A 25801-nucleotide genomic window follows, 5' to 3' on the forward strand; every position below is an offset into this window, starting at 1 on the left:
AGTAAAAATAGTATAGAAGATTGACTAATTCTTCGAAAGATAGGAGCGGAATTTGTCTTGTGGAGGGATTATAAACGTCTTTTAATCGTAGGGATTATGATTATCATGCTACTTTCTGGTTGTAATCAATTTACAAAGCAGAGTCGACCTAAAAATGAATTAACAGTTTTGACGGTAGAATTTAATAGTGGTGCACCGATTCCTAATTTATATATAAAACTGACAGATGTGGAGTCTGGTAAGAAAATCGAAGAAGCGATGGGCTCTGATGAGGGAGAAGCTACTTTTACAAACCTTGTAGAAGGTAGGGAATATACGATTACTGCAACAACGCTCAATAACGTAGGTGACAATGATGGCTATACGACAATCGAAAAATTCACGTATGACGTGACCAAGCCCTATTACCGATTGCCAGCACATTCATCTAGAGCAGAACAGGAGCTAGCAGTTCCAGTCATTATGCAAAAGCCAGAACTTCCCCAAGGTTGTGAAATTACCTCACTAACAGCTGTTTTAAATTATTATGGTATGGATGTGACCAAGCTTGAAATGGCTGATACCTATTTGCCTAAACAGAATATTTATACAGCAGGTGGCCAGCGATATGGGCCGAATCCAGCTGTTGCCTACGCAGGAAATCCGCGTGATAAGGCCAATGGTATGTATGTCTTTGCTGCACCAATTGTGAAAGCGGCAGAAGCGGCGATTGCAGATAAGCAATCCAACTTGCGGGTAACGAATATGAGTGGTGCATCACAAAGTGATATTTTAGAGCTTGTTGAGGAGGGGGTACCGGTTGTTGTATGGGTAACGCTTGATTTATCGACACCTAAAACAACTGGCAATAAAGGATGGGTTTATGAAGGAGAAACGTTGAAACGTGATGCGTACATAAATTTACATGCTGTCGTATTAACCGGTTATTCAAATAAACAAGTTGTCGTAATGGATCCATTGCAGGGCAATGTTTCATACAATGTAGATGAATTTTTTAAGAGCTATCAGGAGCTAAATATGCAAGCGGTAGCGGTTCATAAATAATGTTTTGAGGAGTGCTATAGAGCGCAGCTTGGATTGCACAAAAGTATGTTACACTAATAAATAAAAAGCTAAAGTGAGTTGAGTAGCATGGCCATTGAGCACACTTTTTTACCAGTTTTATTAGGCGATGAAATGAATGCTTACGGCATGGCACGAGCATTTTACGAGTCCTATGGCGTTAAACCACTTGCATTAAATCATACGAATATGGAAAAAATTCACCAAAGTGATTTATTAACTTTTCGTGAAGTACCAAGATTACATATTGAAGAGCGCTTTGTTGTTGCTTTACAAGCCATTGCAGAAGAATTTTCCGAAAAGAAGTTATTGCTTTTAGCCTGTGATGAGTTTTACGTAAAGAAAATCGTGCAGCATAAAGAGGAGCTATGTGATGATTATGTAATTCCCTATGTCGATGCACCGCTTGCCAATCAATTATTAACACGAGAAAGCATGTATCAGTTGTGCGAACAGTATGGTTTCCATTATCCTGATATGCATGTATGTACGGTAAATGATTACGAGGAATTGAAGACACTTGATTATCCAGTTGTCATTAAGCCAATGAATATGACGAAATACGCAAGTTGTATTTTTCCTGGTAAGAAAAAGGTATATATTGCACAAAATGAAGAAGAAAAAGATGCTATTTTCCAAGCAATCTATAAGGAGTCAGCATATCGCGATGACTTAATGGTTCAGCAATATATTCCAGGCGAAGATGCTAATATGCGTGTTGTGAATGCTTATGTTGGACAAGATCACAAAGTCAAGCTACTATCTGTAGGGAACCCCATTTTAGAAGAGCATTCACCGGATGGTATTGGGCGTTATGTCGCCATTATGACCACTTACGACAAAGAACTAATGGAGTGTGTGAAAACATTTCTAGAGGCGCTAAAATTTCAAGGCTTTGCTACATTCGATATGAAATTTGATGAACGTGATGGGTTGTACAAATTGTTAAGTATAGAATTACATAATGAACTATCGAATTATTATGTGACGGCAAGCGGCTATAATTTAATGCAGTATGTAGCGGATGATTTTATTCGAGGGAGTAAACAACAGCTTACATATGTGCAGAACAAGCACCTCTGGACGATTGTGCCAAATGGTATATTATTTAAATACGTATTAAATGAAAAGCTTGTGATGGAAGCAAAGAGTTTAATTCGCCAAGGTTTAGCAACGGATTCTATTTTTAATTATAAAGATATGAATGCGAAACGTTGGTTAAATGTAACGCTTGAAAACTTAAGCTTTTATCGCAAATATAAGAAATATTTTAACAACAAAGGTCTGTCTAACTCATGAAAAAACAAACTCTAGGTATAATTGGTGGCGTTGGTCCACTTGCAACAATGTTTATTGGCGAAATGATTGTAAGACGTACAAAGGCAACAAAAGATCAGGAGCATGTCCATACTATTATTGACAATGATACAAATATTCCAGATCGCACGGCCTTTATTTTGGATAATACAAAGGAAAACCCTGTTCCAGTATTAGTTGAGGATGCAAAAAAACTAGCTTCTGTTGGAGCGAATTTAATTGCGATTCCGTGTAATACGGCGCATACCTTTTATGATGAATTAGCGCAAGGCTCTCCAGTTCCTGTGTTGCATATGATTCGTGAAACGGCAAAACGTGCGCATGATTTAGGGGCAAAGCGCGTTGGTATTTTAGCGACAACCGGTACGTTAACTTCAGGTATGTATCAAAGCGCTTTAGAGGAATATGGTATTACACCAGTTATACCAGATAATCCTATGAAAGAAAAAGTGATGTCAATCATTTACGATTATGTGAAAGCTGGCAAAGATGTAACAAAAGAAGATTGGCTGCCTATCGAAGAGGCAATGTTGGCTTTAAATTGTGATCGTATCGTGCTAGGATGTACAGAGTTATCTATCATCAACCGAGATTTAAAATTATGTGATAAATATATAGATTCATTAATCGTTTTAGCGGAATGTGCTATTGTAGCATGTGGTTATGAATTAGTGGATTAACATGTGGCTCACCTGTTGAAAAAGGGTGAGCCTTTTCCATACAGGTGTTACATAAAAATAGCGCGAACAATCTATTTAGCAGGAAAATGCTTGTGCACAGTTAGTGTGTTAAACTAGTGTCAAGCAGGATAATAAGGTGGGAATTAACATGTCAGTAATTAATTTATTAAAAGAAGAATTGCAAGCAAAATGGAACTTTGAAGAAGCGATGAAAATTCAAGAAGAAATGATTCCAGCAATGCTTGAAGGCAAAGATATTGTAGCAGAATCACCGACAGGCTCAGGTAAGACATTGGCCTATGTGTTGCCATTACTAAATAAAGTAAATGGGGCGAAAAAGCAAACACAAGGACTGATTGTTGCGCCGTCTCAAGAATTAGCAATGCAAATTGTCGAGGTCATCCGTGAATGGATTGCAGGTACTGATATTACAGTACAACAACTAATTGGTGGAGCAAACTCTGCAAGACAAATCGAGAAGTTAAAGAAGAAACCGACAATCGTAGTTGGTACACCAGGTCGCCTAAACGAATTAGTGCGTTCAGGGAAATTAAAGTTAAAAGAAATTGAAACAGTTATTTTAGATGAATGCGATCAGCTATTGAGCCGCGAGTATCGCGTTGTCGTAAAATCATTTATCGAAGGTGCGGCTTACGGGCGCCAAGTAGTTGTGGTTTCTGCGACAATTACGGAGGAAATTGAATTAGTCGCTAGCCGCATGATGTTTGAACCTTTACGTTTCAAAATTAAACCTGAAGATATGGTGAAGGTTGGCAAAGTTGTCCATTCATTTGTGAAAGTAGAAGAACGTGATAAAACGGACTTATTACGTAGAATGGCGCATACAGAAGGGTTACGTGCGCTTGCTTTTGTCAATAATATCGATCAATTATTAATGAAAGAAACGAAGTTACAATATCGTTCAGCGCCAATTGTTACTTTACATTCTGACATGAAAAAAGAAGAGCGTAAAAAAGCATTAGATGCATTTCGTAAAGGTGAAGCGCGTATTTTAATCGCCACTGATATAGCTGCACGTGGTTTAGATATTGCCGGTTTAACACATGTTATTCATGTCGATGTACCACGTACAATTGAACAGTATTTGCATCGTTCAGGCCGTACTGGTCGAGCGGGAGCAGATGGTGAAGTCCTTACGTTGTTATCATACAACGATGAAAAAACATATAAAAAGTGGACGCGTGAAGTTCCTGGCAAACCTGTGCAAAAAATATGGCACGATGGCAAGCTAGTAGAAGGTAATTCAAAAACAATTGGACAAAAGCGAGGGAAATAATATGACATTTGAAGAAAAATTACAAGCATATGCCGAACTTGCGGTGAAGGTTGGTGTTAATATTCAACCTGGGCAATACTTATTAGTTAATACTTCGGTGGAAGCAATAGACTTTGCGCGTTTAGTAGTGAAAGAGGCATACAAGGCTGGTGCTGGTCGTGTTCATGTGAATTTTTCAGATGATGAAATGGATCGCGCTTATTTCGAGCATGCGTCTGATGAAGAATTTAATCGTTTCCCCGAATGGGTTGTTAAAATGCGTGATGAGTTAATCGAACGCAAAGGGGCATTATTATGGATTGATGCCGCAGATCCAGACAAATTAACGGGTATTTCAGCTGAGCGATTAGCCACACACCAAAAAGTATCAGGTGCTGCATTGAAAAACTATCGCAATGCCGTGATGAAGGATTTAATCGCTTGGTCGATTGTAGCTGTACCTTCAGCCAAATGGGCAGGAAAAGTATTCCCGAGTTTAGACGTGGAAAAACAAGTACCAGCGCTATGGGAAGCAATCTTTAAAACGGTGCATATTGGTGAAGGCAATGCGGTTGAAAACTGGCGTACACATGTTGCAAACTTAGAATCACGAGCTGCATTATTAAATAATAAAAAATATGCAAAACTACATTATACTGCACCAGGCACAGATTTAACGATTGCTTTAGCACCACAGCATAAGTGGTTAACGGGTGGGAGCAGAACACCTGAAGGTACTGTATTTATCGCTAATATGCCGACGGAAGAAGTGTATACCTTACCAATGAAACAAGGTGTCGAGGGGTATGTAAGCAATACCAAGCCATTAGTATACCAAGGCAATATTATTGATGGCTTTAAGCTTACCTTTGAAGAAGGAAAAATTATTGATGCACAAGCGCAAGTTGGGCATGATTTATTGCAAGAGTTAATCGCTGTCGATGAAGGATCTTGTTATTTAGGAGAAGTTGCACTTGTCCCACATGAATCCCCAATTTCAGCTTCAGAGATCTTATATTTTAATACATTATTTGATGAAAATGCATCCAACCATTTAGCGATTGGTGAAGCGTATCCAACTTGTTTAGAAGGTGGAAGAGATTTAGAAAATGGTCAACTTGAAGCATTAGGTGCCAATATTTCAGTAACACATGAGGACTTTATGATTGGTAGCGGCGACATGGATATTGACGGTATTTTACCAGATGGCACTGTGGAGCCAATTTTCCGTAAAGGTAGCTGGGCTTTTTAATAGATTAACGACATTTATTGTGAGGTGAGCAGATGAAACGACTAATAAGCCTAGTAAGTATAACTGTACTTTCGTTAACACTTGGTGTTTCATCTGCCTTTGCACGTGGTGAAAATTATGTAGCACTTGGAGATTCCTTAGCGGCAGGTCAAACACCGTATCAGGAAATTGATGCAGGTTATAGCGATTTGGTTGCGATGCGATTAGGAATGATTGGGCAATTGAATCACTATACAAAGCAGCTCGCTTTTCCTGGTTTCACAACGGCAGATGTTTTAGAGCGTGTTAAGTCTGAAGAAGCAAGCGCGCTACTAGCCAATGCAACGCTAATTACTATTTCCGCAGGTGCCAATGATTTACTACGTCTTGTGCAGGTTAACCCATCAGCTGGTACGTTAACATTTTCACAGCTTCAAGTAGATTTTGCGTTAAATAGTGCGCGAAAAAATATGGCGGATTTATTAGCTGAGTTGAAATTACGTGCACCCAATGCAAAAGTCTATGTCATGGGCTATTATTTTGCCTATCCCACTGTACATGCAACACAAAAAGAGGGAACGAATGCACAGCTCTTAAAGTTAAATACGATTTTAGAACAACAAGCTGAGCAGGCAGGGATGACTTATGTTAATGTCTACGATGCTTTTGGCTTGCAAGCTACTCACTATTTGCCAAATATGGCAGATGTCCATCCTAATTTTGAAGGATATCGTCAAATGGCAAATGCCTTTTTAAAATCGTATAGCGGTAGTGATGGCTTAGCTATTTCTACTACAGAGTTGCCTAAGCCGAACCCTATGACATTTCAGGAAATAATGGAGAAACAAGCAGAGTCCAACGAAAAACCTGTAGTGGAACAACAAGAGAAAGTCGCAACCGTCAGAAGCATTCAAGGTTTTATTGGCTATGCTACTTTTATAGAAAAGGTCAAAGCCAATCAATCCATACAGCCACAACGAATTTAAGTGGAAAAACACCAAGAACAAAAGTATGCTAAGTACATAAATTGCCACCTATTAGGAGCAATTTAAACAACTTAGCATACTTTTTTAGTGCCACTGTTTGTGTGCCTTGTGCGGGTGCCAGTCACCCAAACGATTCTGAATTTAACGGGTGTCTGGCACCGAAACAATTCTGAATTTAACGAGTGCCAGTCACCCAAAAAGGAATATAGTTGCAGTCATGATAAAATAAAAGAAAAGCAAAACAGGAGGTGCATAGACAATGAAAATATTCCATACAGCCGATTGGCATTTAGGAAAACTTGTACAAGGTATCTATATGACCGAGGATCAGCGTTATATTTTACAGCAATTTTTGCAAGCGATTGAAGAAGAACAACCTGATGCAATTATTGTAGCAGGCGATTTATATGATCGTTCAATGCCACCTGTAGAGGCCGTTAACTTATTAAACGATGTTTTCGCAGAAATTGTACTTGAAAAGAAAATTCCGGTGTTAGCAGTTGCCGGAAATCATGACAGTGCAGGACGATTAAATTTTGGTAGTCGTCTTATGCGAGATAGTGGGTTACATATCGTAGGGCAATTCACAAAAGAACATTCACCAATCGTTCTGACAGATGAATTCGGTGAGGTGCATTTTCACCTAGTGCCATATGCAGAACCAGCCTCCGTACGCACTATTTTAGAAGATGATACGATTCAGTCACATCAAGATGCAATGCAAAAAATCATCGCCCATATTCAGCAAACGATGGATACAACAAAGCGGCATATTTTTATTGGACATGCTTTTGTGACGAAATATGGCTTTGAAGAAGATAATACAAGTGATTCGGAACGGCCGCTATCCATCGGTGGGTCAGATTGCGTGGACGCTGCCCTATTTGAACATTTCAACTATACGGCACTTGGCCATTTGCATAAAGCTCACTTTGTACTGAATAACACAATCCGTTATGCAGGTTCACCGTTGAAATATTCGTTGTCGGAACATTTGCATGAGAAAGGCTTTTTAATTGTAGAGCTAGATGCTAATGGACATGTAGAGGTTAACAAACGCAAGCTTGTGCCAAGACGTGATCTACGAGTGGTGGAAGGCTTCATGGATGATTTATTACAACTACCACCATGTGATGATTATGTCTTTGTACGATTAACAGACACGACACCTGTAGCCTCACCGATGGAGCGAATCCGTACTGTTTTTCCACATGCAATGCATATTGAACGTAAAGCATCACGAATACAAGTAGCCCAAGAAATACAAGCTGTTGAAACGGAAAAAGTAGAGGATATTGACTTGTTTCGTGGATTTTATGCAGATGTTTTGGGCGATCAACCTGATCCAGAAACCGAGCGTTTGTTTTTAGAGATGCTACAAGAATTATTAGATGAGGAACGGGAGGCAGTGCGATGAAACCACTCAAGTTAACGATTACTGCTTTCGGTCCATATAAACATACAGAAGTGATTGATTTCCAACAGCTTGGAGAGTACCGTTTATTTGCTATTTCAGGCAAAACAGGCGCTGGGAAAACGACGATTTTTGATGCGATTTGTTATGCGTTGTATGGTGCAGGAAGTGGTGAAGATCGTCAGGATACAGCTATGCTTCGGAGTGGCTTTGCTGCGGATGATGTTTACACCGCAGTAGAATTGGTATTTGAAATGCGCGGTAAAGTGTATCACATTTTACGCCAACCGGGTCATATTAAAGCAAAAAATAAAAGTGTCACTGGAAGAAAAGTTGAACTAGCAGAAATAAAGGATGGTAAATTTGACTTTAGTATAGTGGAGAAGCAGCAAACAAATGAAGTAGATAAAAAACTGCTTGAAATTATAGGGCTAACAAAAGATCAGTTTAGTCAAATTGTGATGTTGCCCCAAGGGGAATTTCGCAAATTATTAACTTCTGATTCCTCCAATAAAGAAGTCATTTTACGTAAAATTTTTAAAACAGATCGTTTTAATGCAATGACCAAAAAACTAGATATCAAAAGAAAAGAAGCCGAAAAGGATGTCGAGCGTGCCCAGCAATTGAAAGAACATTTACTTGGACAAATTGCAGGTGCATTACCACAACGGTCATCAACACTATTTACTTGTATAAGCAATAATACGGATAATATGCATCAACTAAAAAATGCCCTTGAAGAAGAGCAATTCTTTTATAATGCTAGTATCCAAACGGAGCAGCTCCGCTATGAAGAAGCCTATGCGCATCATCAAAAGGAACAAGAATATTACAGTATGGCGAAAGCGCTGAACGAGCAGTTCGAGCAACAGGAGCAACGACAAGCCCGTTTGCAAATGCTGTTACAACAACAACCTTTATATACAGCGAAGGAACAGGAAATACAATTAGCTGAACAAGCGGAGCGTCTTCTTACTTTTGAACAACAGTGTGTAGAATTACGGACTGAGCAAAATCATAAGGAACAACTTTATCAGCAAGCGACAATAAATCATCAAAACGCTTTGGCACAACTAGCAATAGCCCAGCAATTATTTTCAGAGGAAGAAGCGAAAGAACCAGCGCGTCAGCAAATATTGCAACAAGAAATGCAGCTATTAGCGCTGTTACCAAAGTTTGAGGCATTTGAGCGTAATCAGCAACAACTAGAAATAACGCAACAACTTGTTGATAATGCTAAACGTGCAGTAGCAGATAATCTAAACATTTTAGAAAAAGAGCAAACCCAACTTCAAGAGTTAACAACAACCATTGAGCAATATGAAAAACAAATGGAGCCCTATGCGGGTTATTTAGAACAACTTCCAAAGCTTAAAGAACAAGTCACATTATTAGCTCAATTGGAAAAATATGAGCAAGCGAGTGAGCTAGCTGAGCAAGCGTTTCAAAGGGCGCAACAGCTCTATCAAGAAAGTAATAAAGCGCTACAGACTAAGGAACAACAATGGATTACCAGTCAGGCAAGTATTTTAGCAGCCAAGTTAAAAGATGGCGATGCTTGTCCAGTTTGTGGCAGTACAACACACCAATTAACACATAGTGAGCCACTAGCAGTCGTGGATGAAGTGGAGCTGGAAACAATCCGCGCGACAGCTCATGCAAATGAGAGAAATTATTACGAAAAAGAAGCGACAGTCAAAACAACAAAGCAATTGCTTCAAGAGGTGGCTGAACAGGTAGAAGCTAGCCATATATCACTAGCTGATCGTGTAGAACTTACAACTTCATTACAATTCATTGAGCAACAAGTTACTGTTTTAAAAATCGTTAACGATCAACTATCTATCGCACGGACTAAGCTAAAAGAGCAACTGGCAAGAAATGAACAATTGCAACACAAACAAGTCCAGTTAGAGCACTATTTTGCCGAGCAGTCGAATGAATTAATTAAACAACAAGCAATTGTAGAAGAACAACAAAAGTACATTCCTGAACATGTAAAGTCATTGCAACAATTAAAGCAAACAATGGAAGATATAAAATCGCAAAAGAATGCATTACAAGCAGCATGGAACGCAAGTCAGCATAATCTACAAGCAACAAAAGAAGCGTCACATAAGGCAGCTATAGCAGAAGAACTGGCAAAAAAAGCCTATGAGGAATTGCAAAACAAACTGAATGAAAAACGAGAACAATTTGTCACAAGCATGAACAATGTAGGTTTTACAACATATGAAGCATATGCGGCGGCAAAGCGAAGTGTTGTACAAATCGAGGAATTACGTAAAGCGTGCCGGGATTACGCTTTACAACAGCACTCTTTACAGCAACAAATCTTAGATGGAGCACAACATCTTGAAGGAAAAGAGAAGCAAAATTTAACGATATTAGAAGACAAGCTTGAGATGTTACGAGCTACATCTGAAGAAGCATTTAAAATATTGCAACAGACGAAAAATTATGCAACAGCATGTGCTGACTTTATTGTTAAAGTTGATGAAACGGCGAGGGAAATACGGATACTCGAAAAAGAAGCAGGCCGTGTAAAAGAACTTTACACCGTGTTGAATGGTCAAAATCCTAAAAAACTGTCATTTGAGCGTTATATTCAAATCAATTATTTAGATAAGATTACAGCAGCAGCCAATCTTCGTTTATTCCATTTATCAAATGGACAGTTTGCATTGCGGCGCTCTGATCGCTTGGAGAAGCATGCCAAGCAAAGTGGGTTAGGGTTAGATGTGTATGATGCTTATACGGACCAATTAAGAGATGTAAAAACATTATCTGGTGGGGAGAAGTTTAATGCATCATTAAGTCTTGCATTAGGTATGGCAGATGTTATTCAAAGCTTCCAAGGAAATATTCAGATTGAAACGATGTTTATCGACGAGGGCTTTGGTTCTTTAGATGAGGAAGCGTTAAATAAAGCAATTGATACGTTAATTGATTTACAAGATTCAGGAAGAATGATTGGTGTTATTTCACATGTAGCCGAGTTAAAAGCCGCAATGCCAGCCGTTTTACATGTTGAAAAAACGTTAAGTGGGCATAGTACAACACACTTTGAAGTAAAGTAGTGCCAGTCACCCAAACAATTCTAAATAAAACCCACTTGCACTGTGTGGTGTAAGTGGGTTTTGTGTGCCAGTCACTCAAACAATTAAAAGAAGTCAGTGCACCTATTTTCTGCGTGTTGATACGTAAGGTGTTGTCCCTTTTTTTGCAGCGACTACTTTTTTGACAATAGGAATGACAATAGGTGCAAATTTTATAGCGGTTTTCACTACTTTTGATACTTTCATGAATACGACATCTCCTTAGTACTAAATTTTAACGTATAACTCGTACAGCTTGCACAATATTCCAAATGACAATACCTAATGATACGAGTAAATAAATTGCAAATGAAGCAAACCAAATGATAATGAATGTATTCCCATTTGAAGAAGGATCAAACGTGTTCAATGACATTGAAGAAAATATAGAGATAGCAAAGAAAATGATACCCAAGACTAACGGAATCAAGTGAGAAATAAGTGCTCGAATGGAATGTCTTTTGACTTCACTATCTTTTGAAACAAAGTAAACGACTAATGGAACGACAAATGGTGCAATAAAAACACTGAGATAACTAAACGCAGATAAAACTTTTTGATTCTCCATAATTGTTCCTCCCTTTTTAATATTTACGCATAGAAAGCGTAAAAGTTTCAAAAAAATAATTGAGGAAAAGGTTGTAATACCAAAGGTGTTTGCGTACAATGAGGGTGTTCAATAAAAATGAGATGTAACGACCACAAGGGGAGCTGATGATGTCAGCTGAGACTGGGCACGTAATGCCTTTACTCTTTGAACCTGTAAGTTAACACTTGCGTAGGGATGTGGATAGAAACCGACACTTTTACGATGTGAGGCTCTGTCCTGGCATCGTTTTTTTATGCCGGATTGAGGTGCACATCCAAATAATTGTTTTCTATTCCTGCTCTTGTATCCTACATCGGAACAAAGGAGAGAATAATAGTATGGACAAAAAAAGATTACTCATGCTGGTGGAGATTGCAATTTTTGCAGCGGTAGGGCTTGTGCTCGATCAAGTTTCTTTTAAAGTATGGGCACAAGGTGGCTCGGTAAGTTTAGTCATGATACCAATTATTTTAATGGCATTTCGTTGGGGTCTTTTGTCAGGGCTTACAACAGGTCTATTAATTGGTGTGCTACAAACAATGTTTGGTGCTTATATTGTGCATTGGCTTCAAGGATTACTAGATTATGGGGTAGCCTTTACTGTAGTAGGTTTAGCGGCAATCGTTCGTGAACCTGTATTAAAAGCCGCAACAGCACTCAACAAAAAGAAAATGGCTCTGTACATAGTGATGGGAACAGTGTTAGCTGGTTTTTTACGCTATCTTGCACACACGATTGCAGGTGCAGTATTCTTTGCGGAGTATGCGGGCGATCAAAATGCATGGATTTATTCAATTATTTATAATGGAACATATATGCTACCAGCAACTATTTTAACAGCTATTGTCGGTGTTCTATTATTTACAGCAGCGCCACAATTAATGCAACGAAAATTATAAATGAATGGAAATAGTATGCTAAGAATTACTTAGTATACTATTTTTTTTATATCGAGAACAATCAGTTTAAATGAACTGTAGAGAAAGGCTGTTTTAATGTCTAAAGACTTTTAAAATCGTCTGTTTTTTCTATGAGTAGCACTTATGAAATGCTATTGGCATAGAATAATTAAAGCTTTTGGCGTTATGCACATAAAAAGTTATGTTATATTAAAGAGTAGATATTAGATGAAAGGGACGTTAAAAATGATTGTAAAAACCCAAGAAGAAATTGAAGCCTTTAAAAAAATTGGTCGCATTTGTGCGGAAATTCGTGAGGCGATGAAAGCAGCTACAAAACCTGGTGTGACAACACTTGAATTAGATGAAATTGCAGGACGCATGTTTGCTGAAGCAGGAGCTATTTCAGGTCCTAAGGGAGAGTATGATTTCCCAGGCTACACTTGTATTAGTGTCAATGAAGAAGTTGCCCATGGTATTCCAGGACAACGTATTATTAAAGAGGGAGATATTGTTAATATTGATGTATCTGGCTCTTTAAATGGTTACTTTGCAGATACAGGTATTTCTTTTGTAGTAGGCGAAGGTTATGAGGATAAAGAAAAACTTTGCCGCGTAGCAAAAAGCGCTTTTGATCGTGCAATGACAAAAGTAAAAGCTGGTTCGAAATTAAACCAAATTGGGAAAGCGGTAGAGCGTGAGGCTTATGCCAATGACTTAACAGTTATTATGAACTTAACGGGTCATGGATTAGGTCGTTCATTGCATGATGAACCAAACCACATTTTAAACTATTACGATGCGTGGGATTCAACAATTATGAAAGAAGGCATGGTGTTAGCTGTAGAGCCGTTTATTTCAGCAAAAGCAGAGCATATCGTTGAAGCTGGTGATGGCTGGACATTTATCACGCCTGATAAATCTTTAGTTGCCCAAATTGAGCATTCGATTATTGTAACAAAAGACAAACCAATCATTTTAACTTCATTAGATGAGCAATAAGACGAAATAAAAAACCTGCTTACCGATTTATTTTTGGTAAGCAGGTTTTTTTTTGACGAATAGAATACCAACAACAAGTACCCCACATAAAAATAAGGCTGCTGTCGTCACAAGCAACTCGTCAAGATGATTATGAAATGCAATGCCAACGAATGCCCAAATGAAAACGCTAGGATAGACAATATCAAAATGATGATAACGTATATGTAAGGCAATCACGACACCAATTGTCAGTAAAATAACTGCCCAAAGTGGATTGCTAAGACCAAAGCCATTCCATTCATAAGAAGTTAACGTAAAACTCGTATTTGTCATCAATAAAAATGTAGACCAAGCAAAGTAAAGTGAAATCGGTAGGCGGCCAGATAATGCATTATTGGAATGTGAGTACGTATTGTAAAGGAAAAATAAGTATAGTACTAACATTACTGTACAGATGAAAAATACTATGAATAATTCATAATGCCAAAATAAAATAGAAATCGCTTGTAAAATACATACATTGCTAAAGAGAACAGTCTGTTTTATAGTTGTCTTTTTAAAATTCATAACTAACCAATAAGCGAGCAAAATGTAAATGACTATCCATATCATATAACTAATATTAATAGGTGCAAACATTACGGGAAAACGATTTGAGATTTCTAACGAAGATTGACCATTTATTTTTATAAAATAGGATGAAAAGGTTAGGATGAGTGAGACAATATACGTTATTGTCATTAAAATAAACTTAGGCAAGGTTTCCTCTCCCTTCGTGTTAAATTGTATAGGGAAAAGACAAATAAGTATAGGACTGTCACAGAATATCTATTTTATTATAGCGGAAAATCCTTACAATGTATCAAGTGAATTTGTTGAAATTATCTACAATTTACCATTTGGATATGCATCCAAATACTTCTTTAGTACAATAGAAATATCCAATTTGAAGGAGTGGAATTTTAATGACCCAAAATCTAAAAAATCTTGACCTATCGATTGAACTAGATAAAAAAATGTATAAAAAGAAATTAAAAGTACTCCAATATGAAATGTTAAATGCACAGCAATTTTTACTAAATAATAAAATCGGACTTATTCTAGTATTTGAAGGAATGGATGCTGCTGGTAAGGGAGGCGCCATTAAACGTCTTATTGAACGGGTAGACCCTAGGGGTTACGTTGTTCATCCAATTTCAGCACCACAGCCTCACGAATTACGCTATAACTACTTGCAACGTTTTTGGAGAAAATTACCGCAGCATGGTCAGATTGCCATTTTCGACCGCTCTTGGTATGGACGAGTGCTAGTAGAGCGTATCGAAGGATTTGCAAATAAGGAAGAATGGTCTCGCGCGTATGAGGAGATTAACAACTTTGAGAAGATTTTAACGGCTGGAGACTACATTGTTATAAAATTCTGGTTACATGTGTCAGACGAAGAGCAATTGAAGCGCTTTAATGAGCGTGCGCAAGATCCATATAAATCATGGAAGTTAACAGATGAGGACTGGAGAAATCGCGAAAAAACACCAGAATATATCGCAGCAGCGAATGATATGTTTGAAAAAACAGACAAGAAAAATGCGCCATGGGTTTTGGTAGCAGGAAACGATAAAAAACATGCACGTGTACAAGTGCTACAAGAAACGCTTGCACATATTGAACGCGAGGCGCAAAAGCGAGGTTTACATTTAACAAATGTTTTAGACAAGTCCCAATTAGAGGATGCAGAATCATCTAGTATGGAACTGTTAGAAATCCAATCAAAAGAACAAGTGAAAAATAAATAAATAATATGATTGATGCTGTGATAACAAGACAGGAGCTGTTTTGGTTGTAGCAGCATCTTTTTTTACATACAATGAACATGTACTGACAATTATCGGAAGGCTTGTGGAGAGAAATGGTGCTAAAAATTTGGAATTTATTAAGGAAAAAGGGTGGAAATGTGGTCTCGATTCAGGGGGAGAAATGCTACGTTCGCACATTCCAAGAAAAAGATGCACAAAGTTTAACGGGTCTTGTAAGTCGAAACAAATATTTTTGGTCTACATATGAACCGTTACAGCGACCTGAATACTATACAGTTGATGCACAGTATAAAAAAATTCAAGAAAGTTTATATTTAATGAGCTCAAAGAGAGAATTTACTTTCGGCATATATGAGCAAGGTACAAATAATTTAATAGGTCACATCGCGTTGTATGCTATCAAACGTTTACCGTATTCAAGTGCCTTTGTTGGCTATGCGATGGATGAAATCTATATAGGAAAAGGAATTGTAACAGAAGCAGTAGAATTGGTTGTACAATTTGCCTTTGAACAAATAGGGCTACATCGTGTGGAGGCGTATGTATCGACTGAAAATAACGCTTCGATTCGGGTGTTGGAGAAATCAGGATTTCAACGAGAAGGCTTATTAAGAAAATTATTGTATATCAATGGACAATGGGTAGATCATTATATGTATGCTCGCCTAGAGCCATCATCATGAATACACAACGAGTTATAATAAAGTGCAAAAAGTGTTAGATGACTGCTATCAATCTAACACTTTTTTGCTGCGCCATTGTTGTCCGCTTCGGCTGTGCTTTCCGCTCAGCACAGTAACCCACAACCCTCTGCTTGCGCGCAGAAAGCCCTCGTCTTACGCAGTGTGCGTTCTGGGCAGGAGTCACCGCCTATGCTACCAACAATTAATGCTCACTTCTAATTAAAGAATGAATAGCTAAGGTTTCGTTAATTGTACTAACACCTTTGTTACATTTTCATTTTTTAGAACCTAAACTAGCAAAATCATTTAACAGCTTCAAAGGTGATGGTTTGATTTCGGTCTGTAGGATATTGCTTATAACAATAATCCGATGAAATAACGATATCTTTAAAGCCAATTTGCATTAAAAGCCTTTTAAATTCTTGAATTCCATACCATTTTAAGGTAAAAATTTCAAATTCGCTTTCGATACATTTGCCTTCTTTCCATTTATCATAACGATGGTGGGTAGTTGTCGTTTGTTCAATATAATTGATTGCAGATTGTGTTATTTGCAATGTAATCAATTCATCTTGCTTATTTGTAAACGTTCGATATTGAGAGCTACCTTCATGAAAATCTGGTTGCAAAAATATATCGACTATCAATCTTCCATTTGGTTCTAAATGATGATAAAAATTAGATAGACTAGTCATAGCTTTTTCATCATCAGTAATTAATAAAAATGTTCCAGTAGGGATAATGATTGCTTCATAAAGTTGATCTGATTGGAATGTCTCCATATTTGCTTGATAAATAGTTGCTTCTTTCTGTGCCTTTTTTAGATTGCCTCGACAGTAGTCTAACATTTCCTCGGATAAATCAAAGCCTTCAATAGCAAAACCTTGTTCAAGTAAAGGAATTAAAATACGTCCTGTTCCAACAGCTGGTTCTAATATTTTTCCTTTGACATGCTGAAGTCTGTCGCTATAATATTCGACATCACCGAATGATGTGCCGATTGGTTTATCTAGGTTATAAACTTCTGCTGAAATCGAATGATAAGTATACATGTTGTCCTCCAATTATTGTTTACTTTTTATAGTATTATTACATAAATTTACCTAATTATTGTGTAAAACGCAAGATATGTTCAATAAAAGGAATGTCTACTACATTATTTACAGCGATATAATTTGCGAAAGCAAATAAAAAATGTGTCTATCATTCGATTATTCGATACGATAGACACATTTTTAATTATATAGAAAGCTTTTCTGCCAAAAACGATGCCTTTGGCGTTAACGTTTTATTTACTACCGTCGTCAATTAAATCAAGGCGACCAGTATTTGGATCAATAACTAAACCGTGAACAGGCACACTATCAACCATTAACGGGTGATTACGAATTGTATCGACACTTTTCTTCACGCTAGTCGCGACATCACCGAAACCGCGTAAGAAATCTTTTAAATCAATACCAGAGTACTCCATCATCTTAATGGTTTCTTCTTTAATACCTCGGTCTACCATTTGGTTAAGCATTGCATCTGGATCAACTGCGCTCATACCACAGTCATAATGCCCAACTACATACACCTCATCAGCTTGCAGTCCATAAACCGCAACGAGTAAACTACGCATTACTGCACCGAATGGGTGACTTACTAAAGCACCAGCACTTTTTACAATTTTTACATCGCCGTTTCTTAAGTTCATCGCTTTAGGTAATAGCTCTACAAGGCGAGTGTCCATACAAGATAAGACAACGATGCGCTTATCTGGGTACTTCGTTGTAATAAAAGGCTCATATTTTTTTTCTTGAACGAAATCTTCATTAAACTGTAAAATATCTTTTAACATTGTCATGAAAGTTTGCTCCCTTCCCTAATGAAATATTTTAGAGCAAAAATGTAAATATGCAAATAATAATGACAATATTCGCGCAATTTTTATGAAAAAAAAAGAAGTTTGGTAAATTATTTAGCGAATCTACTATGACATATTTATAAACGAAAAAAAACAGCTACATAAAGTAGCTGTTTTTATATGATTAATATTTTTCTTTTGGTTGTGGATCTACAGTTACAGAAGATTTGCTATCTAAACCAACTTGTAGATAGTGGATAAAGAATCCCATAGAAATTAATAGTACGGCTGAAAAGCCAAGTACAGTTGTAATGAACATTATAAAAGCTCCTCTCTACTTAAATAATCTACTATATGAACTACTCTAATTATACAATAGGTTGCTAGGAAAATGTAAGGATAATTTATGACATCCATAAGATACCTAGCCTAGAATAATAGTAATAGGACTGACTATTTACTTAAAAGGCCCAGTTGCCATTGCGGAAAATTGGTTCGATTTGACCATCAACAGCAATGCCGTCAATATCCATATTAGCACAGCCAATCATAAAGTCAACATGCGTTAAACTTTGATTTAGACCGTGAGACAGCAATTCTTTTGCTGACATTTCTTTACCACCTTCTATACAAAAGGAATAGGCATTACCTATAGCTAAATGATTAGAGGCATTTTCATCGAATAATGTATTGTAAAATAATAATCCGGATTGTGAGATAGGCGATTGGTGGGGAACAAGTGCTATTTCCCCAAGATACTGTGCACCTTCGTCTGTTGCAACAAGGGATGCTAATATATCTTGTCCTTGCTGTGCTTGTATATCGACAATACGACCATCTTTAAATGTTAATGTAAACTGATCGATAATATTTCCACTATAGCTTAAAGGTTTTGTACTTGAGACAAAGCCATTGACACCTGTTTTGAGTGGGGCTGTAAAAACTTCTTCTGTTGGCATATTTGCCATAAATGCATTGCCATATATATTGACACTACTGCCACCTGTCCAAATATGCTTCTTTGGTAACTCAATCGTTAAATCTGTTCCCGGAGCTTGATAGCGCAAGAACTTGAATTGTTTCTTATTTAGATAGTCGGCTTTGTTATGTAACTGTTCGTTGTGAGTTTTCCAAGCATTAACCGGTTCATCTTGATCTGTGCGTGTAGCAGCAAAGATCGCTTCCCATAATGCTTCTACTTGCTGTTCTTCTGGTAGTTGAGGGAATACTTTGGCTGCCCATTGTTTAGAAGGAGCAGCAATAACTGTCCAGCTAAATTTATCTGCTCGCATCATAGTATAGTAGTTAGCGAGTGCTTGACCTGAGGCTTTTTGGAAAGTCATAATTTTTTCATGATCGATATCCTTTAAAAGGTCTGGGCTTTGTGAAACGATGCTTAAAAAGGCAGCACCTTGTTCTGCAAGCCATTCACGCTCTTGAATTTTCCATGGAGGATAAAAATCAAATGAGTCTTTTGGAGCTTTTTCATAACGTGTGCGCACAAGTCGATCATCTGATAAATCAACAAAAACCTGTTTTGCACCATTTTCATAAGCAATTTTAGTAATTATTTCAGCTAATTTTAAGTTATCGGTCGAACAACTCACATAAAGGAATTGATTTTTCTGGATATTTACTCCTATTTTCACGGCTAATTCGGCATATCTTAGTAATTTTGTGTCAAATGATAATAACAAATTCTTAACTCCTTTCGATAAAAGACAATTTCGTGTATTATTCTTAATTCAATATAATCAAATATGGTCGAAATGTGAATAAAAAGCATTTATTTCATCGAAAAATTAGTGAAATACATTTATACTATATAATATGTTTATTTAAAATATGGAAAATAGGACGAAAATAAGTAAGTATAGAAGATTTGGAGGTTCTAAAATGGATTTATCGTCAGTAGTAGGGATAATTTTAGCGTTTATCGCACTGTTAACAGGGATGGTGTTAAAGGGTGTAAACTTAAGTGCCTTTTACAATCCAGCGGCTATTTTAATTATCATCTTCGGTACAATATCAGCTGTAACAATTGCCTTTCCTATGAAGGAACTAAAGCGGGTACCAAAGCTATTTAAAATTCTTTTTAAAGAAACAAAATTAGCAGATGATATTGAAATTATTAAGATGTTTTCACAATGGGCTGATTTAGCACGTCGTGAAGGATTGTTAGCCTTAGAAAGTAAGGCTTCAGAAATTGAAGATCCATTTTTAAAAAATGGTCTTACATTAGCAATCGATGGTCAAAACGCCGATTATATCCGTGATGTATTAACGGAAGAAGTAGAAGCGATGGAAGACCGACATACAAGTGGTGCAGCCATTTTTACACAAGCAGGTACATATGCCCCGACATTAGGGGTACTCGGTGCGGTAGTAGGGTTAATCGCAGCGTTAGCAGATATGAATGATATTGATAAGTTAGGACATGCCATATCGGCTGCATTCATGGCAACATTATTAGGTATCTTTACAGGTTACGTACTATGGCATCCATTTGCCAACAAGTTAAAACGTAAATCAGCAGTTGAAGTAAAGCAAAAACGTATGATGATTGAAGGCATTCTTTCTGTATTAGAAGGGGAAGCGCCACGTGTTATTGAACAAAAATTATCTTCTTATTTAACGATGGAAGAGCGTCGTCAAATTTCGGGTGAAAGCGGGGCGGGCGGCCTAGGCAAAGAAAGCTAAGAAAAAAAAGCATGAAGAACATGTTGATGAGTCTTGGTTAGTACCATATGCTGATATTTTAACGTTATTATTGGCGTTATTTATCGTACTTTTTGCATCTAGTTCAGTTGACCAAGAAAAATTAGATCGTATGTCGGCAGTGTTTAATCAAGTATTTGATGGTGGGACGAGCTTCTTAGAACAACCATCTCCAATGCAAACACCAAATGCAAATAATGATCAAACACCACAACAGCCACAGCAAAACTCAGCGTATTTAAAGGATCAACAGGATTTAGCTGAAATTAAAGATAGTGTCGATAATTTTATTGCAGTCAATGAGATGGAAGGTCAATTCGCAACGGAAATGACAGATGAAGGTTTACTTGTTACTATTCGCGATAGCATTTTGTTTGATCCAGGACGAGCTACTATTAAACCTGAGTATAATAAAATTGCTAGTGAACTTGCAGGCGTATTAGTGTCTGACCCAGCACGTAGTATTGTCATTACTGGTCATACAGATAACGTACCGCAAACAGGTCCTGAGTTTGCTTCAAACTGGGAATTATCGGTAATGCGAGCGGTGAACTTTTTAAAAATTTTAGTGGATAGTAATTCAAAACTTGATCCGGTTTATTTTAGTGCAAAAGGATATGGTGAATATAAAGCCATTGCACCGAATAATACGGCTGAAGGGCGCGCGAAAAATCGTCGTGTGGAAGTATTAATTCAACCACTTGTTGCTGAAGATGGCTCTGCTGCGAAAAATACGCAGTAGTCAAAAGAAAAAGCTATTAGCAAATGACTTAAAGGTCCTTGCTAATAGCTTTTTTAATGTAGAGAGGTAAAGTTACAGGGCATTGCTATTATTTGCGTAAAGAGCCCAATTCAGCAACGATAGCCTGCATTTCACTAGGGCTAAATGTGTCACGTTTCATAACCATTTCGTATAGATAGACTAAATCTTCATAATTTGCTTCATCAAAATTCTCTGATTTCATGGCATCTACATTGACCATGCGAAGCTTATCTTTCATTTGATCGACCATATAAATAACGTTTTCTTTTGACGATATAGATAAATCCATTCAATTAACCTACCTTTCATAATCCTAGCCAATATCATTTCATTGAATAAAAAAAATGTCAACACTGGAATTGGGCGTTGCTTTAAAAATAGACTGTAATTGGGTAGAATAAGGGCAGTAAGCTGTTTAATTATAAGAAAATAGGGAATAAACATTACACAAGCAGGGGGTATATAAAATATGGGACAAAGTAAATTATTAGCATCCATCGTCGTAGGTGCTGCTGTAGGTGCTGCATTAAGCATGTTTGATCGTACTACACGAGAGAAAACGGTCGCTACTACTAAAAAAATGAAGGAAGCAGTATCCTATTACGCATCGCATCGTAATGAACTGCAAGATTTAATTGAGGAAAAGGTAATCGCAGCTAAAGTACTTTGTGATAGCGTATCAGAAAATGTCAATACAATAGCTGAGAAAGTCGATGAATTTAAAGAATTACCTTCCACTATTCAAGGCATGATTAGCGATACAAAAACAGCCTTTACCTCACCAGAAAAAGAATAGGCTGTAGTTCAAGGAGGGAATTAAATGGAAAAGAAAAAGGCATCCATACGTTCTTCATTTGCGGAAGTAAAAGCATTTTTTTCGCCAAATGAAGATATGGTAGATGTGATGACATCGAAAGGCTTTATCCAAGATTTAATGCTTCGCATACAACGCGTTGAAATATCGGCGCTTGGGGCGCAACTTGCTTATTTCTTTTTGCTATCTTTCTTCCCCCTACTCATTTTCCTTGTAACGCTATTGCCGTATTTAAATTTAGAAACAACGCAAGTGTATTCGTTTTTAGTTAATTTAATGCCTGATGAAGTATACAGGTTGATTGAAAGTACATTAAATGAAGTGCTAACGAACCGTAATAGCAGCCTATTATCAATTGGGGTACTTGGGACGATTTGGTCTGCGTCAAAAGGAATCAATGCGTTATTAAGAGCTTTAAATAAAGCGTACGATACCGAAAATAGGGTGAGCTTTATAGATCGAGGGCTCTCTCTTGTATTTACTTTAGCTTTAGTAATTGTAATAGCAGTGGCACTTTTATTACCTGTTTTTGGACAGCAAATTGGTCATTTTTTATTTTCAATCGTTAGTATTGAAGATGAGTTTGAATCCCTTTGGCGCAATATTCGCTGGTCGATGCCACCGTTGCTTATTTTTGTAGTGTTGATGGCAATTTACTGGTTAGTACCGAATACGACACCTCGATTGAAATTAATGGGTGTTTGGCCAGGCGCAATGTTTTCGACGCTCGCATGGTTGCTTGTGACATATGGTTTTTCTTTCTATATTAGTAATTTTGGAAACTATTCTGCTACATATGGTAGTATTGGTGGCGTTATTATATTAATGTTGTGGCTGTATTTTACAGGGATGATTTTAATTTTTGGTGGTGTCTTAAATGCCACGATGCAAAAGAGAGCATTGCTTAAAGCGGAAGGTGCTATTAAATAACTGTAAAAGTAGCTCAAAAGAGAAAAAGTGTTAGATTGACTGCAATCAATCTAACACTTTTTGCTATGCGTGGATATAGCTACAGTGGATTCTTCAGTGGGCACACCGTTGATTTCCGTTCCAGGCGCTCCCTTTCCGCAGGCACGGCTTCAACTAATTTTTGCAGCTGTCGCCGCAAAAATGGATTTTCAGCTCGTGCTGTTCCTGCTGGAGTGTCGCGCCTTCCACTCCAATCAACTAATCACGCATCGCAGAAAATTGTGTGAGTGACTGGCACCCACATAGGCTAGCAGATACAAACTTTGCGATTGTAGTGAAGGGTTGCTCGACTCCTGCGGGACAAGCGTGAGACTTAAGACCCCGCACGTAACGAAAATCAATGGCAATAGTTCATTTTTATGAATTGGATGACACTTTAAAAGGTGGTCTCGGTTTGAGACCACCTTTTTTATACATTTTTATTAAGCATTCGTAAGCCGTTTAAAATAACGAGAATTGTACTGCCTTCATGACCGATAACACCTAGTGGTAAATCGACAACTTGTAAAAAGTTAGAGGCAATCAATAAAACAATGATACCGATAGAGAAGAAGATATTTTGTTTCACGATTCGTTGCATTTTGCGAGAAAGACGAACCGCATAGGCAATTTTAGATAAATCATTTTTCATTAATACGACATCTGCTGTTTCTAAGGCAACATCTGTCCCTTCTCCCATTGCAATACCAGTAGTGGCTGTTGCTAATGCTGGTGCGTCATTGATACCGTCACCAACCATCCCTACGTATTTATGTTGATCGAGGAGGCGTTTCATTTCCGTCACTTTTGTTTCAGGAAGACATTCTGCCACATATTCAGTAACGCCTGCCTCTTTTGCGATCACTTTAGCCGTTTTCTCATTATCGCCAGTCAGCATAATGACATCAATTCCTAATTCTTTTAACAATGCGACAGCTTTTTTTGCTTCATCACGAACAGTATCTTTTAACGCAGCAAGTGCGACAATACCTTCTTTGTCACGTATGAAGATTACTGTTTTACCTTCAGCAGAAAGCTTTGATAATGCGTTATTTGCGAAGGTGTTAGCTTCTTCACTTCCAACAAAATCTGGTTTACCTATTAGATACTCTGTTCCATTGACAAAGCCTTTCATGCCCCAACCAGGGATATCTTCAATCGTTGCTTGTGCAAACTGAGATATGTGTTGTGCTTTAGCATAGGTAGTAATCGCTTGTGCTAATGGATGGTTTGATTGTGCTTCAATACCCGCAAGAATAGCTAATGTTTCTTCTTGATTTAAGCCATCACGTACGATGAAGTCTGTTACGACTGGTTTACCTTGTGTTAAAGTTCCTGTTTTATCGACCGCTAATGCACGTAACGCACTTAAATGTTCGAGGTGTAAGCCACCTTTAAATAGTATCCCGTTTTTCGCGCCATTCGAAATAGCTGCTAATGTGGCAGGCATAATGGATGCAACTAGTGCACATGGAGATGCCACTACTAAAAGTACCATTGCTCGATAAAACGTAGTCGTCCAGTCCCAACCGATTAAAAAGTGAGGAAGGAACATCATAAGTGCAACAGATAGTAACACTAATTTTACATAAGTACCTTCAAATTTTTCGATAAATTGCTGTGAAGGTGATTTTTCACTTTGAGCATTTTGCACAAGCATAATAATTTTTTGGAATAATGTTTCGGAATTCGGTTTTGTCATTTCCATAGTAATCGCGCCATTTAAATTAACTGTCCCTGCAAATACTTCGTCACCTTCAAACTTGGCAATCGGTAATGGCTCACCACTAATAGCAGATTCATCGATAGAAGACTGTCCTTTAAAGATAATACCGTCCGCTGGGACACGTTCACCAGGTTTAATCAGTAAATGGTCTCCAATTTTTAGTGTTGAGACAGCGACTTTCATCGGTTCAAAACCGCCACGTACTAACCAAGCTTCCTCAGGTTGTAAATTCATGAGAGCAGAAATTTCACGATGACTTTTGTTCATTGCATATGTTTCTAAAGCGCCACTGACAGCAAAGATAAAAATAAGGATGGCTCCCTCTGTCCAATAGCCAATCGCTGCTGAGCCAATCGCAGCTAAAATCATTAGTAACTCTACATTTAATTTTTTTTCTTTTATTGTTTCTTCGATGCCTTCTTTTGCTTTTGCAAATCCTCCAACACAAAAAGCAACAATATATAAAAGAACTGAAGCCGTTGTTTGATCATTTGTATCTAAACGCCATGCAAGCAAAATAAATAAACCAGCCATGATAGCAGCAATTAGTTCTGCATGCACTTTAATATTCTCAATTAAACCAACATTTTCTCGATTAGAGTACTCCATCTAAATCCCCCCTGATAATGAAAATCAATATCAAAAACCTTATAAATTAAAGAAAAACAAGCGTTTCTGTAGTTGATAACCACTTTCATTCAAGTCCTTCTTAATTTAGAATTATTATAACAAAGCTGTTTGGAAAAAGAAAGGAATAAATTTAAAATAGAATAAAAAGTCCTTTGAAATATTTGGTTTAGAGGAGTTGCAAATCAATATACTGATAAAATAGTGAGCTTGTTCAAGAAAAAAGAGGGGTTTATATAGCGAAGAAAAAAGACACAGTATATTCACTAGGAATATTCTGTGCCTTTATATTTTGTGTTCGTTAAAGGTAAATCTTTTCGTTA

Annotated in this window: 24 protein-coding genes, 1 pseudogene and 1 riboswitch; of the genes and pseudogenes, 16 read left to right on the plus strand and 9 right to left on the minus strand. The window is 37.4% G+C overall.

Annotated features, from left to right (window positions below):
* Positions 1–57: 57 nt before the first annotated feature.
* The 8 genes from LS41612_RS03400 to LS41612_RS03435 all read left to right on the plus strand — a co-directional run bounded on the left by LS41612_RS03400 (position 58) and on the right by LS41612_RS03435 (position 11046).
* Positions 58–1044, plus strand: coding sequence for a C39 family peptidase (locus tag LS41612_RS03400; protein WP_036205547.1), 987 nt, complete (start codon positions 58–60; stop codon positions 1042–1044).
* Between the two features lie 87 nt (positions 1045–1131).
* On the plus strand, positions 1132–2361 hold the full coding sequence (locus tag LS41612_RS03405) for a carboxylate--amine ligase (RefSeq protein WP_024364513.1): 1230 nt from the start codon (positions 1132–1134) through the stop codon (positions 2359–2361).
* Positions 2358–3059: a cysteate racemase gene (gene cuyB, locus LS41612_RS03410; RefSeq protein WP_024364514.1), complete on the plus strand. Its 702-nt coding sequence runs from the start codon at positions 2358–2360 to the stop codon at positions 3057–3059. Before LS41612_RS03405 ends, cuyB begins: the two co-directional genes overlap by 4 nt.
* Before the next feature lie 148 nt (positions 3060–3207).
* Positions 3208–4356 (plus strand): DEAD/DEAH box helicase, encoded by a 1149-nt coding sequence (locus LS41612_RS03415; protein ID WP_024364515.1) that lies wholly within the window; start codon positions 3208–3210, stop codon positions 4354–4356.
* A 1-nt stretch (position 4357) separates the two neighbouring features.
* A complete protein-coding gene (locus tag LS41612_RS03420) occupies positions 4358–5587 on the plus strand; it encodes an aminopeptidase (RefSeq protein ID WP_024364516.1) in 1230 nt (409 codons plus the stop codon).
* A 32-nt stretch (positions 5588–5619) separates the two neighbouring features.
* A complete protein-coding gene (locus tag LS41612_RS03425) occupies positions 5620–6552 on the plus strand; it encodes an SGNH/GDSL hydrolase family protein (RefSeq protein ID WP_024364517.1) in 933 nt (310 codons plus the stop codon).
* Positions 6553–6811: 259 nt separating this feature from the next.
* The gene (locus LS41612_RS03430; protein WP_024364518.1) at positions 6812–7969 is read left to right on the plus strand and encodes an exonuclease SbcCD subunit D; all 1158 of its coding nucleotides are present in this window, start codon (positions 6812–6814) and stop codon (positions 7967–7969) included.
* A complete protein-coding gene (locus tag LS41612_RS03435) occupies positions 7966–11046 on the plus strand; it encodes an AAA family ATPase (protein ID WP_024364519.1) in 3081 nt (1026 codons plus the stop codon). The genes LS41612_RS03430 and LS41612_RS03435 overlap by 4 nt, the downstream gene beginning before the upstream one ends.
* Positions 11047–11148: 102 nt before the next feature.
* Here LS41612_RS03435 and yxzF read toward each other — a convergent pair whose 3' ends face one another.
* Together yxzF and LS41612_RS03440 are read right to left on the minus strand one after the other, a co-directional pair.
* The gene (gene yxzF / locus LS41612_RS23645) at positions 11149–11271 is read right to left on the minus strand and encodes a small protein YxzF (RefSeq protein WP_255313776.1); all 123 of its coding nucleotides are present in this window, start codon (positions 11269–11271) and stop codon (positions 11149–11151) included.
* Between the two features lie 28 nt (positions 11272–11299).
* A complete protein-coding gene (locus LS41612_RS03440; RefSeq protein WP_029747430.1) occupies positions 11300–11632 on the minus strand; it encodes a magnetosome magnetite crystal formation protein family in 333 nt (110 codons plus the stop codon).
* A gap of 126 nt (positions 11633–11758) precedes the next feature.
* Positions 11759–11866: riboswitch (TPP riboswitch) on the plus strand.
* A 125-nt stretch (positions 11867–11991) separates the two neighbouring features.
* Between LS41612_RS03440 and thiT the strand changes: the two genes are divergently transcribed.
* Both thiT and map read left to right on the plus strand, forming a co-directional pair.
* Positions 11992–12552, plus strand: coding sequence for an energy-coupled thiamine transporter ThiT (thiT, locus tag LS41612_RS03445; RefSeq protein WP_024364521.1), 561 nt, complete (start codon positions 11992–11994; stop codon positions 12550–12552).
* Positions 12553–12798: 246 nt separating this feature from the next.
* Positions 12799–13554 (plus strand): type I methionyl aminopeptidase, encoded by a 756-nt coding sequence (gene map, locus LS41612_RS03450; protein WP_024364522.1) that lies wholly within the window; start codon positions 12799–12801, stop codon positions 13552–13554.
* Between the two features lie 27 nt (positions 13555–13581).
* On the opposite strand, the gene LS41612_RS03455 is transcribed toward map, so the two are convergent.
* Positions 13582–14295 carry a TspO-related membrane protein gene (locus LS41612_RS03455; RefSeq protein WP_024364523.1) on the minus strand — a complete coding sequence of 238 codons (714 nt, stop codon included), beginning with the start codon at positions 14293–14295 and terminating at the stop codon, positions 13582–13584.
* A 206-nt stretch (positions 14296–14501) separates the two neighbouring features.
* On the opposite strand from LS41612_RS03455, the gene LS41612_RS03465 reads away from it, so the two are divergent.
* Together LS41612_RS03465 and LS41612_RS03470 are read left to right on the plus strand one after the other, a co-directional pair.
* Positions 14502–15329: a polyphosphate kinase 2 family protein gene (locus LS41612_RS03465; RefSeq protein ID WP_024364524.1), complete on the plus strand. Its 828-nt coding sequence runs from the start codon at positions 14502–14504 to the stop codon at positions 15327–15329.
* A gap of 113 nt (positions 15330–15442) precedes the next feature.
* Entirely contained in the window at positions 15443–16033 is a 591-nt protein-coding gene (locus LS41612_RS03470; RefSeq protein ID WP_051147783.1) for a GNAT family N-acetyltransferase, read from the plus strand.
* A gap of 302 nt (positions 16034–16335) precedes the next feature.
* Here the strand turns inward: LS41612_RS03470 and LS41612_RS03475 are convergent, their stop codons facing one another.
* The 4 genes from LS41612_RS03475 to LS41612_RS03485 all read right to left on the minus strand — a co-directional run bounded on the left by LS41612_RS03475 (position 16336) and on the right by LS41612_RS03485 (position 19579).
* Positions 16336–17085 carry a class I SAM-dependent methyltransferase gene (locus LS41612_RS03475; protein WP_024364526.1) on the minus strand — a complete coding sequence of 250 codons (750 nt, stop codon included), beginning with the start codon at positions 17083–17085 and terminating at the stop codon, positions 16336–16338.
* A gap of 236 nt (positions 17086–17321) precedes the next feature.
* Positions 17322–17882, minus strand: coding sequence for a beta-class carbonic anhydrase (locus LS41612_RS03480; RefSeq protein ID WP_024364527.1), 561 nt, complete (start codon positions 17880–17882; stop codon positions 17322–17324).
* Positions 17883–18066: 184 nt separating this feature from the next.
* Positions 18067–18201: a hypothetical protein gene (locus LS41612_RS23650; RefSeq protein WP_255313775.1), complete on the minus strand. Its 135-nt coding sequence runs from the start codon at positions 18199–18201 to the stop codon at positions 18067–18069.
* Between the two features lie 142 nt (positions 18202–18343).
* Complete coding sequence (locus LS41612_RS03485) at positions 18344–19579, minus strand: aminopeptidase (protein WP_024364528.1); 1236 nt, start codon at positions 19577–19579, stop codon at positions 18344–18346.
* 199 nt (positions 19580–19778) lie between these two features.
* On the opposite strand from LS41612_RS03485, the gene motA reads away from it, so the two are divergent.
* Together motA and motB are read left to right on the plus strand one after the other, a co-directional pair.
* Entirely contained in the window at positions 19779–20582 is an 804-nt protein-coding gene (motA, locus tag LS41612_RS03490; RefSeq protein WP_024364529.1) for a flagellar motor stator protein MotA, read from the plus strand.
* A pseudogene (motB, locus tag LS41612_RS03495) lies at positions 20569–21342 on the plus strand (flagellar motor protein MotB); the annotation flags it as partial. The gene motA and the pseudogene motB, both read left to right, overlap by 14 nt.
* A gap of 88 nt (positions 21343–21430) precedes the next feature.
* On the opposite strand, the gene LS41612_RS03500 reads toward motB, so the two are convergent.
* On the minus strand, positions 21431–21652 hold the full coding sequence (locus LS41612_RS03500; protein ID WP_024364531.1) for a DUF1128 domain-containing protein: 222 nt from the start codon (positions 21650–21652) through the stop codon (positions 21431–21433).
* Positions 21653–21832: 180 nt separating this feature from the next.
* Between LS41612_RS03500 and LS41612_RS03505 the strand changes: the two genes are divergently transcribed.
* Positions 21833–22159 (plus strand): YtxH domain-containing protein, encoded by a 327-nt coding sequence (locus LS41612_RS03505; protein WP_024364532.1) that lies wholly within the window; start codon positions 21833–21835, stop codon positions 22157–22159.
* Between the two features lie 24 nt (positions 22160–22183).
* On the plus strand, positions 22184–23107 hold the full coding sequence (locus tag LS41612_RS03510) for a YihY/virulence factor BrkB family protein (RefSeq protein ID WP_024364533.1): 924 nt from the start codon (positions 22184–22186) through the stop codon (positions 23105–23107).
* A gap of 448 nt (positions 23108–23555) precedes the next feature.
* Here LS41612_RS03510 and LS41612_RS03515 read toward each other — a convergent pair whose 3' ends face one another.
* On the minus strand, positions 23556–25460 hold the full coding sequence (locus LS41612_RS03515; protein ID WP_024364534.1) for a heavy metal translocating P-type ATPase: 1905 nt from the start codon (positions 25458–25460) through the stop codon (positions 23556–23558).
* Positions 25461–25801: the final 341 nt, after the last annotated feature.

The sequence above is a fragment of the Lysinibacillus sphaericus genome (assembly GCF_002982115.1).
GTDB lineage: Bacteria > Bacillota > Bacilli > Bacillales_A > Planococcaceae > Lysinibacillus > Lysinibacillus sphaericus.

Excerpts from the sequence above, each read along its gene's own strand:
- LS41612_RS03405 (WP_024364513.1), top strand. The coding sequence starts at position 1,132 with ATGGCCATTGAGCACACTTTTTTACCAGTTTTATTAGGCGATGAAATG.
- cuyB (WP_024364514.1), top strand. The coding sequence starts at position 2,358 with ATGAAAAAACAAACTCTAGGTATAATTGGTGGCGTTGGTCCACTTGCA.
- LS41612_RS03415 (WP_024364515.1), top strand. The coding sequence starts at position 3,208 with ATGTCAGTAATTAATTTATTAAAAGAAGAATTGCAAGCAAAATGGAAC.
- LS41612_RS03420 (WP_024364516.1), top strand. The coding sequence starts at position 4,358 with ATGACATTTGAAGAAAAATTACAAGCATATGCCGAACTTGCGGTGAAG.
- LS41612_RS03425 (WP_024364517.1), top strand. The coding sequence starts at position 5,620 with ATGAAACGACTAATAAGCCTAGTAAGTATAACTGTACTTTCGTTAACA.
- LS41612_RS03430 (WP_024364518.1), top strand. The coding sequence starts at position 6,812 with ATGAAAATATTCCATACAGCCGATTGGCATTTAGGAAAACTTGTACAA.
- LS41612_RS03435 (WP_024364519.1), top strand. The coding sequence starts at position 7,966 with ATGAAACCACTCAAGTTAACGATTACTGCTTTCGGTCCATATAAACAT.
- yxzF (WP_255313776.1), bottom strand. The coding sequence starts at position 11,271 with ATGAAAGTATCAAAAGTAGTGAAAACCGCTATAAAATTTGCACCTATT.
- LS41612_RS03440 (WP_029747430.1), bottom strand. The coding sequence starts at position 11,632 with ATGGAGAATCAAAAAGTTTTATCTGCGTTTAGTTATCTCAGTGTTTTT.
- thiT (WP_024364521.1), top strand. The coding sequence starts at position 11,992 with ATGGACAAAAAAAGATTACTCATGCTGGTGGAGATTGCAATTTTTGCA.
- map (WP_024364522.1), top strand. The coding sequence starts at position 12,799 with ATGATTGTAAAAACCCAAGAAGAAATTGAAGCCTTTAAAAAAATTGGT.
- LS41612_RS03465 (WP_024364524.1), top strand. The coding sequence starts at position 14,502 with ATGACCCAAAATCTAAAAAATCTTGACCTATCGATTGAACTAGATAAA.
- LS41612_RS03470 (WP_051147783.1), top strand. The coding sequence starts at position 15,443 with ATGGTGCTAAAAATTTGGAATTTATTAAGGAAAAAGGGTGGAAATGTG.
- LS41612_RS03475 (WP_024364526.1), bottom strand. The coding sequence starts at position 17,085 with ATGTATACTTATCATTCGATTTCAGCAGAAGTTTATAACCTAGATAAA.
- LS41612_RS03480 (WP_024364527.1), bottom strand. The coding sequence starts at position 17,882 with ATGACAATGTTAAAAGATATTTTACAGTTTAATGAAGATTTCGTTCAA.
- LS41612_RS23650 (WP_255313775.1), bottom strand. The coding sequence starts at position 18,201 with ATGTTCATTACAACTGTACTTGGCTTTTCAGCCGTACTATTAATTTCT.
- motA (WP_024364529.1), top strand. The coding sequence starts at position 19,779 with ATGGATTTATCGTCAGTAGTAGGGATAATTTTAGCGTTTATCGCACTG.
- LS41612_RS03500 (WP_024364531.1), bottom strand. The coding sequence starts at position 21,652 with ATGGATTTATCTATATCGTCAAAAGAAAACGTTATTTATATGGTCGAT.
- LS41612_RS03505 (WP_024364532.1), top strand. The coding sequence starts at position 21,833 with ATGGGACAAAGTAAATTATTAGCATCCATCGTCGTAGGTGCTGCTGTA.
- LS41612_RS03510 (WP_024364533.1), top strand. The coding sequence starts at position 22,184 with ATGGAAAAGAAAAAGGCATCCATACGTTCTTCATTTGCGGAAGTAAAA.
- LS41612_RS03515 (WP_024364534.1), bottom strand. The coding sequence starts at position 25,460 with ATGGAGTACTCTAATCGAGAAAATGTTGGTTTAATTGAGAATATTAAA.